General features: G+C 30.4%; 9 protein-coding genes. 7 read left to right on the top strand and 2 right to left on the bottom strand.

Annotated features, from left to right (window positions below):
- From Q0K54_RS01115 to deoC, 7 genes are all read left to right on the top strand, one after another.
- Nucleotides 1–2,547, top strand: a 2,547-nt coding sequence (locus Q0K54_RS01115) for an ATP-dependent Clp protease ATP-binding subunit (RefSeq protein ID WP_294578002.1), incomplete at its 5' end; no start/stop codon positions are given.
- A 96-nt stretch (nt 2,548–2,643) separates the two neighbouring features.
- Nucleotides 2,644–3,468, top strand: coding sequence for a YihY/virulence factor BrkB family protein (locus Q0K54_RS01110; protein ID WP_294578001.1), 825 nt, complete (start codon nt 2,644–2,646; stop codon nt 3,466–3,468).
- An 88-nt stretch (nt 3,469–3,556) separates the two neighbouring features.
- Nucleotides 3,557–4,294: a 16S rRNA (uracil(1498)-N(3))-methyltransferase gene (locus Q0K54_RS01105; protein ID WP_294578000.1), complete on the top strand. Its 738-nt coding sequence runs from the start codon at nt 3,557–3,559 to the stop codon at nt 4,292–4,294.
- Nucleotides 4,294–5,067, top strand: a complete 774-nt coding sequence (locus Q0K54_RS01100; protein WP_294577999.1) for a hypothetical protein — start codon at nt 4,294–4,296, stop codon at nt 5,065–5,067. The genes Q0K54_RS01105 and Q0K54_RS01100 overlap by 1 nt, the downstream gene beginning before the upstream one ends.
- Complete coding sequence (gene mtaB / locus Q0K54_RS01095; RefSeq protein WP_294577998.1) at nt 5,064–6,350, top strand: tRNA (N(6)-L-threonylcarbamoyladenosine(37)-C(2))-methylthiotransferase MtaB; 1,287 nt, start codon at nt 5,064–5,066, stop codon at nt 6,348–6,350. Before Q0K54_RS01100 ends, mtaB begins: the two co-directional genes overlap by 4 nt.
- A complete protein-coding gene (locus Q0K54_RS01090; protein WP_294577997.1) occupies nt 6,350–7,810 on the top strand; it encodes a UDP-N-acetylmuramoyl-L-alanyl-D-glutamate--2,6-diaminopimelate ligase in 1,461 nt (486 codons plus the stop codon). The genes mtaB and Q0K54_RS01090 overlap by 1 nt, the downstream gene beginning before the upstream one ends.
- Nucleotides 7,800–8,441, top strand: a complete 642-nt coding sequence (deoC, locus tag Q0K54_RS01085) for a deoxyribose-phosphate aldolase (RefSeq protein WP_294577996.1) — start codon at nt 7,800–7,802, stop codon at nt 8,439–8,441. Before Q0K54_RS01090 ends, deoC begins: the two co-directional genes overlap by 11 nt.
- Before the next feature lie 168 nt (nt 8,442–8,609).
- Here deoC and Q0K54_RS01080 read toward each other — a convergent pair whose 3' ends face one another.
- Both Q0K54_RS01080 and Q0K54_RS01075 read right to left on the bottom strand, forming a co-directional pair.
- Entirely contained in the window at nt 8,610–9,632 is a 1,023-nt protein-coding gene (locus Q0K54_RS01080; protein ID WP_294577995.1) for a hypothetical protein, read from the bottom strand.
- Between the two features lie 104 nt (nt 9,633–9,736).
- Nucleotides 9,737–10,423, bottom strand: coding sequence for a LytTR family DNA-binding domain-containing protein (locus tag Q0K54_RS01075; protein ID WP_294577994.1), 687 nt, complete (start codon nt 10,421–10,423; stop codon nt 9,737–9,739).
- Between the last annotated feature and the right edge of the window lie 121 nt (nt 10,424–10,544).

The raw sequence follows: 10,544 nt of genomic DNA, 5'->3' as shown, positions 1-10,544 counted from the left end.
GCAATCCAACGTGCAATTACGATGGCTAGTGAAAGGGGTCATCAAGTTGTCGATATTGAACATTTCTTGTTGGCATTATTGGATGATAGTGCGGGAATTTTATATCGAGTCTTCACGAAGGCTAATGTTGATATTCCTAATTTGCAAAATAAATTGAATCAACGTTTACAAAGTAAACCTGTTGTTAGTAATGTTGATATAAATAATATTAGAATTTCATATGATTTTAATCAATTAATTAATTTAGCTAATCAACAAATGAATAAATTTAAAGATGAATATTTAAGTGTTGAACACGTAATAATGGCTTTGTTTGAATTGAATAGTTCTTGGGTAAAAGAATTATTATCAGACTTGCATTTAAATAAACGTGAGGTTAAGAAAATAATTGATGAAATGCGAGGTGGTAATATGGTAAATAATCAAAATCCAGAAAATCAATATGAAGTATTGGAAAAATATGGGCGTGATTTAACTAAAGAAGTAGCTGACGGTAAGCTTGATCCAGTTATTGGTCGTGATGAAGAAATTCGTCGAGTTATTCAAATCTTATCACGTAAAACTAAAAATAATCCAATTTTAATTGGGGAACCTGGTGTTGGTAAAACGGCTATCGTTGAAGGATTAGCATGGCGTATTTTCAAAAACGACGTACCAGTTTCTATTCAAAATAAAACTTTGTATGAATTGGATTTAGGTTCATTAGTTGCTGGGGCTAAATATCGTGGTGAATTTGAAGAAAGATTAAAAGCCGTTTTAAATGAAATTAAAAAATCTGAAGGTGAAATCATCTTATTTATTGATGAAATTCATCAGTTAGTTGGAGCAGGTAAAACTGATGGTGCCATGGATGCGGCTAACTTATTAAAACCAATGTTGGCTCGTGGTGAATTACACTGTATTGGGGCAACAACTTTGGATGAATATCGGATGTACATTGAAAAAGATGCGGCATTGGAACGTCGTTTCCAAAAAGTTCAAGTTGATGAACCAGATACTGATGATACAATCGCTATTTTAAGGGGATTGAAAAACTCTTTTGAATCACATCATGGAGTTCAAATTACTGATAGTGCCATCATTGGGGCCGTAAATATGTCACAGCGTTATATTACTGATCGTTTTTTACCAGATAAAGCAATTGATTTAATTGATGAAGCTTGTGCTTCAATTCGTATGGAAATTGATTCTCTTCCTGAAGAACTTGATACGATTACTCGTGAGAAAAATCGGTTAGAGATGGAACGAATTTCAATTGAAAAAGAAGAAGTTAATGAAGATAATGAAAAACGTCTTGAAGAAATTAAGGCTAAAATTGCTTCATTAGATGAAGAAATTAAAGGCTTAACTGATAAATGGCAAACAGAAAAGAGTTCTTTAGACCATATCAAAGAATTAAAAGATCAAAAAGTACGGTTAGAAAACTTAAAAGATAAATATCAAACTGAAGGTAACTTAGAAGAAGCTTCTAAGATCATGTATGAAACATTACCTCAGATTGAAAAAGAAATTCAAAATTATGAATCATCTAAACATGAAGATGATTTATTACAAGAAAAAGTCACTGTCGATACAGTTAGTGAAGTTATTGCTCGTTGGACTGGGATTCCAATTAGTAAACTTAAAGAATCAGAACGTGATAAATTATTGAAACTTGACGATGCTTTAAAAGTACGAGTAATTGGTCAAGATGAAGCAATTACTAAAGTTACTGATGCTATTTTAAGATCACGGGCTGGTATTAATGATGAAGATCGACCAATTGGAAGTTTCTTGTTCTTAGGACCAACAGGTGTTGGTAAAACTGAGGTCGCTAAATCACTGGCAGAACAGTTATTTGATACCGAGAAAAATATTGTTCGAATCGACATGTCTGAATATATGGAAAAATTTAATGTTTCTCGTTTAATTGGAGCACCACCAGGATATGTTGGTTATGAAGAAGGTGGCCAGTTAACAGAAGCAGTACGTCGACATCCTTATTCAATTGTGTTATTAGATGAAATCGAAAAAGCCCATCCTGATGTCTTTAATATCTTGTTACAAGTATTGGATGATGGTCGAATTACTGATTCTAAAGGAAATGTTGTCAGCTTTAAAAATACGATTATCATTATGACTTCAAATATTGGTTCTAATTATTTGTTGGAAGGAAATAATGAAGAAACTCGTCAGGCGGTTGATAATGAATTGAAAGCTCATTTTAAACCAGAGTTCTTAAATCGTATTGATGAAATTGTTTACTTCAACTCATTGAGTCCAGAAGTTGTAAATAAAATTATTGATAAATTCATTAAACAATTACAAGATCGTTTAGTAGATCGTAAGATTACGATTACCGTTAGCGATAAAGCTAAAGAAATGATCAGTCAACAAGGCTATGATGTAACATTTGGTGCTCGTCCATTAAAACGTTATATTCAATCAAATATTGAAACGTTAGTGGCTCGTGAAATGATCAAAGGTGATATTAAAAATGGTAGTCATGTAGTAGTTGATTATGATAATGGATTTTTCTTAAATGTTAATAACCCAGTTGTTAACTAATGGTTAATAGGGCGATGAAATCTGAGGGTTTCATCGCTTTTTATTTTCTTGGTTAAAAATAGTGATTTTAGCCATCTTATAATTGGGTGATCATTTTTGAAACAGTTAAAAATTGCAATAAAAAAGTTTCTATTACCACCAGGTAATCTATTTAGATATTCACTTAGTTTTTGTTTAGTTTTAGCTTTATTACCATCATTAATTATCTTGATTCAGGTTTTTGAACATGATTTACTGGATGCTAAAAAGATGATCGATTTGCTTTATGATTATATTCCTGAAGTATTATTAGCTCCTTTTTTTGAATATATTTTAGCTAGAGAAATTAAAATGTCTTTTTCGGTAATTATTTCAACGATTTTTTCTTTATTTATTGCCAGTAATGCCATCTATTCATTGATGTTGATCGTTAAAGAGGATGAACATTTTGAATCCTATAATATCTTAATTAGGATAAAAGCAGTTGTTTTATTTGTTATTTTAGTAATAACGATCATGGCTTTAGCGATTATTAATTATTGGTTTTCTTTTAATCCAACAATGACGATGGTTGTAGGATTATTTTTAGTATTTTATTATTTTTATCGCTTTTTATCTTTTTTTAAACGACCACTAAGCTATGGAATTTTAGGAGCAGTATTTACGAGCATTGCTATTGTAGTTATTGGAATGTTTTTCTTTTATATCGTTGAACGATATACCCGTTATTATGTTCTATATGGACCACTAGCTAGTTTAGTAATTATGTTATTTTCAATTTATTTGATTGCCAGTGTAATTTATTTTGGTTATTGTTTGAATTATGCATTTAATCAAAATAGTAGAGTTAAAAAGTATAAACATGAGCGTTATTTTAACTTTGGTAATCATTTGATTGATCAGATAATCAAGAAAATCTTGGTGTTAAAGGATGATAAATGATGCTTTTTCTATACATTTTAAATAAAATAAGTTAGAATATTTCTATCAATTGCTCAAACGTGTTAGAATAATTTTTGGAGGGTTATAAATGCAACGATATTTTATAGATGAAGTAATCGAAAAACAGGAAGAAATTACATTAACTGAAAGTGATTTACATCATGTTAAAAATGTTATGCGAATGAATAATGGTGATCAAATTATTTGTCTTGATCCAACTGGTCAGGTATATTTAACAGCAATCAAAGACATTAATCAGGGATTGATCACCATTATTGAAAAAAGAGATGAAAATAATGAATTAGATGTTGATGTAACTCTAGTTTACGCTTTACCTAAAGGTGATAAACTGGAAATGGTACTTCAAAAAGCCACAGAACTAGGGGTAAAAAGAATTGTTCCATTACTTACTAGACGCTGTGTTATTAAAACTAATCCCGAAAAGTTTGCTAAAAAAATGACACGTTATCATAAAATCGTTAAGGAAGCCAGTGAGCAATCACGACGAAATATAATTCCAGAGATAACTAATGTAATTACATTAAAACAGCTGGACCAGTATCTCGGTGATTATAATTTAGTAGCCTATGAAGAATTAGCCAAACATGGTGAAGACCGGGCTTTGAAACAAACCTTGAAACAATTGCAGCCTGGTGCTAAAATAACGATTATTGTTGGTTGTGAAGGCGGTTTTGATTATCAGGAAATTGAAATGATGGAAAATTTAGGTATCGAAGCGTGTTCTTTAGGTAAACGAATTTTAAGAAGTGAAACAGCACCATTATATTTTTTAAGTGTAATTGGGTATAGTAGGGAGATTGAATGATGAATATATTAAAATTGTTAGGTAAATATCGCTATGAGATAAAATTAAATAAAACGGGATTATATCGTTTTGTTGAAGAAGGAAGCAAGGAAATTATTAAAGAAGGCTTTGCCTATAAAGTTAAATATCCTCAAGATTTATTTATTTACGAAGTTATTCTCAATGGAATTAGAAATAAAGAAGCGATTGATGAATGTTATAATCGTTTTACAGTTAATAATTATGATGTTTTTGAATATCTAACTTATTTGGAAAAACAGCATATGTTAAATCAAGATGAAGCAAAAGTCGTGGCTGATTTACCATGTTTTCAAGATACAACTAGTCAACAGAAAATCTATATTCCGTTTTTAGAACCATTTGTCAATAAATACTATTTGACTGATTACCAGTTGATAACTTTAAAACAGCATCGTCAATATATTCAACAATATCCTCGAAATATAAAAAATATCTTTGATCTATATGGGTTGCAGCCATATAATTCTAAGTTTTCATCATTACAGCTAGTTGGTAATGATGATGAATATTACTATTTCTATCATATGGACTTTAAGTGTGTGTTTCAATTTGATCAAAAGGGAATTATTGTTGATGAAATTCCGCTAATTGATCGCTATACTAATGAATATCCCGATTTAGAACTGATCAAAGAAGCTTTGGCTTTATTAGCTAATAGTGAAGATCAGGTTCAAATTATTGAATTTCTATATACCAATCATTTCATTGGAGAAAAAACATATAAAAAATTAGAAAAAAAGGTGAGTAAATGAAAACAGTAGCATTTCATACATTAGGTTGTAAAGTAAATACATATGAATCTAATGCCATGTTAAAAATATTTTTAGATGCCGGGTATCAGGAAGTATCCTTTAAAGACGTTGCCGACGTTTATGTAATCAATACTTGCACAGTCACTAATACCGGGGATAGTAAATCTAGACAAATGATTCGTAAAGCAATTAGAAAAAATCCTCAGGCAGTTGTTTGTGCGGTTGGTTGCTATAGTCAGATTGCTCCAGAAGAAATTGCTCAAATTGAAGGGCTGGGAGTAGTTCTAGGAACTCAATACCGTAAGGAAATAGTTACTTTGGCCGAACAATATCAACAGACTAAAAAACAGATAATTAAAGTTGACAGTGTTAAAAATCTTCGTAAGTTCGAGGATTTAAATATTGATCATTTTAAAAATACGCGAGCATTTTTAAAAATCCAAGATGGATGTAACAATTTCTGTACTTATTGTATCATTCCTTATGCCAGAGGCCGTGTTCGTTCGCGAAAACCGGAAAGTGTTTTAAATCAGGCAGGAGAATTAGTAGCTAATGGTTATGTGGAAATCGTTTTAACTGGAATTCATACAGCCGGGTATGGTGAAGATCTTGATCATTATAGTTTCTATGATCTATTAGTAGATTTAGTTAAAATTCCTGGATTAAAACGGTTAAGAATTTCGTCAATCGAAACTAGTCAGATCAGTGATGAAATTATTGATTTAATTGGCTCTAATGATATTATCGTTGATCATCTTCATGTACCATTACAAGCTGGCTGTGATGCTACTTTAAAGCGAATGAATCGTAAATATACTACCAGCGAGTATTTAGCTAAAATCAATAAGATCCGTTCTTATTTACCAAATATTGCTTTTACTACTGATGTAATTGTTGGTTTCCCAGGAGAAACAGATGAAGAATTTGAAACAACTTATAATTTCATTAAACAAGTAAATTATAGTCAATTACATGTTTTTCCTTATTCACCAAGAAAAAACACTCCAGCTGCTAAGATGAAAAATCAAGTTAATGATACAATCAAGCATCAACGAGTGGAAAGATTATTAGAATTATCAAAACAATTAAATCATGATTTTGCTTTAAAACAAATAAATAAAAATTTAAAAGTTTTATTTGAAAAACGCAATGGCGATTATTTAATTGGCCATGCCAGTGATTACTTAATGGTTAAGGTTAAAACTGATGAAAATTTAATTGGTGAAATTGCCACTGTTAAAATAGAAAGTTATGACGATATGCTTGAAGGAAGTGTAGTATAATGAAATATCTAAGTGAATTATTTGATACTGATATAGAGATGAAAATTTATTCAATTCATAGTGATTCTCGTTATGTTAAACCTTATTCGGTGTTCTTTTGTATTGAAGGTTTAAGTGTCGATGGGCATCGTTATGTTGAAGATGCTATTTTTCAAGGGGCTAAAGTAATTGTTCATTCTAAGGAATTGGATGTTTATCATGATAATATTATTTATTTTAAAGTTGCAGATACTTTAGCTGAATTAAATCGAGTATCAAATGTTTTCTATGATTGTCCTAGTTCAAAAATGCGAATTATTGGAGTTACTGGAACTAGTGGTAAAACAGTTGTGGCTTCAATGATCAAAGATGCGATGTCAAAATATTGTTCTACTGGTTATATCGGTACGATTTCTCTAGAATATAATGGTCGCAAGGAAGATTGTCCTTATACTACTCCCGAGTCATTGTTTTTACAGCGAAAATTATTTGAGATGCAGCGCAGTGGGGTCAAGGTCGTTGCGATGGAAGCATCAAGTCATGGTTTAGCATTAGGACGCGTTGATGGAATTAATTTTCATATTGCGGTTATGACTAATATTGGTGCTGAACACTTAGATTTTCATGGCACTAAACAGCAATATGTTTTAGCTAAACAAAAACTGTTTGAAATGATCAAACCAACTGGCTGGTCCATCTTAAATAGTGATGATCTAAATTTTCCACAGATTAAAAATAATACCAAAGGGCGAATTTTAACTTATGGCATTGAAATTGAAAGTGATGTTATGGCCAGTAATATTCAACTTTACTTAGATCATAGTGAGTTTGATGTTACTTTTAAAGGAAATACTTTTCATGTCAATTCACCGGTATTAGCATTATTTAATGTTTATAATGTCTTAGCGTTAGTTTGTGTTTTAATTGCCATGGGATGCGATGATCATATGATCATTGATGCTATTGAAAATGTTAAACCAATCGAAGGACGAATGGAACTGGTAGAAACAAATCAGGATTTTACGGTTATCATTGATTATTGTCAGCATATTGCTAACTATGAAGCGGTGTTTGAATATGTTGATAGCGTTCGTCAAAACCATGGTCGGTTAATTGCGGTATTAGGAGCTCCTGGTAAGCGTAATTATAAATTACGGAAAGAACTAGGAAAGTTAGCCAATAAATATTTAGATCATGTAATTTTAACGCGATTAGATGATCGGGGTGAGGATGTTGAAACGATCTGTAAAACGATTCAAGAAGAAATCGTTGATATTAGCAGTGTCATTATTGAATCACGACAGGTAGCAATTGAACAGGCATTAGAACTAGCTTGTAAAGATGATATCGTCTTAATTTTAGGAAAAGGACATGAAAAATTTATTTCATTAGATGTAGGACAGGTTGATTATCCTGGTGATAAAGAGATAATTAAAGAAGCAATCGAACGAATTTATGGAGGCGATGATGATGAACTATAATCGAATGATCGATCATACAATTTTAAAACCTGATGCTACTAGAGTAATGGTTCAAAAAGTAATCGATGAAGCTAAACAATATCACTTTGCATCAGTTTGTGTTAATCCAACTTGGGTTAATTATTGTAAAAAACAGCTAGCTGATAGCGATGTTAAAGTTTGTACAGTAGTAGGTTTTCCATTAGGGGCTAACACGACTAAAGTCAAAGCTTTTGAAACTAGAGATGCGATTGAAAATGGGGCTGATGAAATTGATATGGTTATCAATATTGGAGCTTTAAAAGATCAAAATTTTAATTTAGTTTTAGAGGATATTGAAGAAGTTGTTATGGCAGCAAATGGTAAATGTGTCAAAGTTATTATTGAAACTTGTTTACTGACTGAACAAGAAATCATTATTGCCTGCAAGCTTGCTGAAGAAGCTAGAGCAACATTTGTCAAGACTTCGACTGGTTTTTCAACGGCTGGAGCCAAAGCTAGTGATGTGGCGTTAATGAAACGAACAGTTGGAAATGCTATGGAAGTTAAAGCTGCCGGTGGTATTAAAACTAAAGAAGATTTAGAAGCAATGGTTAAAGCTGGAGCTAGTCGTATTGGTACAAGTGCTGGAGTTAAGTTAGTTGAGGGATGATTTTAGATCATCTCTTTAATTTTATTAATGCAAATGAATAAAAAATAGTCAATCATTTAATTATAAAATTAAAATAAAACCATCGAAATGCTAATTGAAGCTTTTCGATGGTTTTTCTTGATTTAATATCTACTAGTAATCTTTGTTTGATTAGAAAATAATTATTAGTTACAAATTTAGAATAATTTCATAATTGATATTACTAGTAGTTTGATAGCTTGAAAACTTGCCATCATATAAAGAAATGATTTTATTAATAAACTGATCATCAATTATATAGTCATTAGAAATTGGATGATCTATCGTTATTAGTAATATTCGTATTTTAGACACAATTTTGATTTTAATCGTTGTTTGATGACACTTTTTAGTTTCAACAATAGCTTTATCAATTAGATTTAACAGCAGGGAACATAATGGATAATCAAAATCAATCTCTTTAGTTAATGATGTAGTTAATGATGTAGTAATCTCAAAATTAAGTTCCGGATGTTTAGAAATTGTAAAGTTTAAAATTAAATTTAGATTTTGATTACGACTATTAATTACTGGTTTAATTGATTTAGCCTGGTTTGTTAGCTGGTTTAAATAAGTTTTAGTTTTGTCTAGATCTTGATCGATCATCTGATTGATGATCATCAAGTGTTTGGTAAAATCATGCTGGTAGTTTTCAATTTGATACTGCATAGTTTTTAAGTCATTTAGATATTGTTTAGTTATTTGATAACTTTGATTTAACTTATTTAACTGATAATTATTATTTAGATTATGATAGATTTGAATGATCAGACATTCAATGATTACAGCGATAATGACAATTGCTATCATCATTATATTAGCTGTATGACCTTGGAATAAATAGTTGTTATTAAAATATAATAATCCCAGTAATAAAAAATTGACAATTAGTAATGAGCGATATTGTTGATATAAGCAGTCATTATAAAAACTTTTTCCTTTTTTTAAACATAAGCATGTTAAACCAAAAGAAATTAGTGAACTAATGATTGATAAATAGGGATTATCAAAAATATAGGTAATGCAAGTAAAGATGACAATAAACATATTAAAAGTAGTGACGAAAAGAAAATTAAAGGCATCATGATCTTTTAATAATAAGTAATCAGTGATAATTAATACCAGGTAAATAAGCAGGATATTATTAAAGTTGGTAAATAATAATGATAGCACAATTATCTTAATGATAAAGAGAAGATAATTGTTTTTTTGTTTTGTTAGTAAATAGTGTAGTAATAATAAAGTAATAGTTTGACTAAGTATTAAGATTGATATTTTCATAGTGATTCAATCGTTTTTAAAATGGTGTTAAAAACCTCATTTCCTTTCCGACGTGAAACTTTAACTGTTCGATTACTATTTTCAAAACTAATAATATTATTGCGGAAACTAGAAACAGCTTCAATATTGACAATTTGATGGCGATTGATTTGAATAAAGGAGGCTGGCAGGTTATAACTGACTTCTTTTAACGTCATAAACCCAAGATAATCAATGCGATTTTTTAAATAAACTGTTAATTGTCGATCTTCATAGCTAAAGTAATAAATTTCATTTGGGTAATACCGGTAAACTTCCTGGTTTTTAGTAATTGTAATTGGTTTTAATTGATTGATTTTATTGATGGCCTGATTCAAAGCAGGAATTAAAGTAGTTTCTAACTGTTCTTTGATAATAAAACCAACGACATGATAGTCAAAGGCTAGATGCATCTGGTTTACCATATTGGTAATATAAATAATTAAAGTGTTTTGGTTTTTTAGTTGTTTAGCAACATTAAAGCCATGAATCTCTGGCATCTTTAAATCTAATAAAACTAAATCATAATTTTGCTTATGATTTAAAAAGGTTAACGGATTTGAATATAAATCAATATCAAAACCGGAAATCAAAGTGTTTTCTAAAATGATCGTTTTGATTTTATCTAAAATTATTGTTTCATCGTCTATAATTGCAACTTTCATATTTACCTCCATTTCCGTCCGTCTTCGTCGGTCGGACACAAACATTTTATTAAAAATAATTTCTCTCCAATCGTTTTTGTAGTATCCTATAAGAGAGGTGGTATACTACAGAGCACGTGGA

Origin of the sequence: uncultured Thomasclavelia sp. (assembly GCF_944324745.1) — a bacterium.
Taxonomy (GTDB): Bacteria; Bacillota_I; Bacilli_A; order Erysipelotrichales; family Coprobacillaceae; genus Thomasclavelia.
The sequence above is the reverse complement of the archived record's forward strand: the minus strand, read 5'-3'. Positions and strand labels throughout refer to the sequence as shown.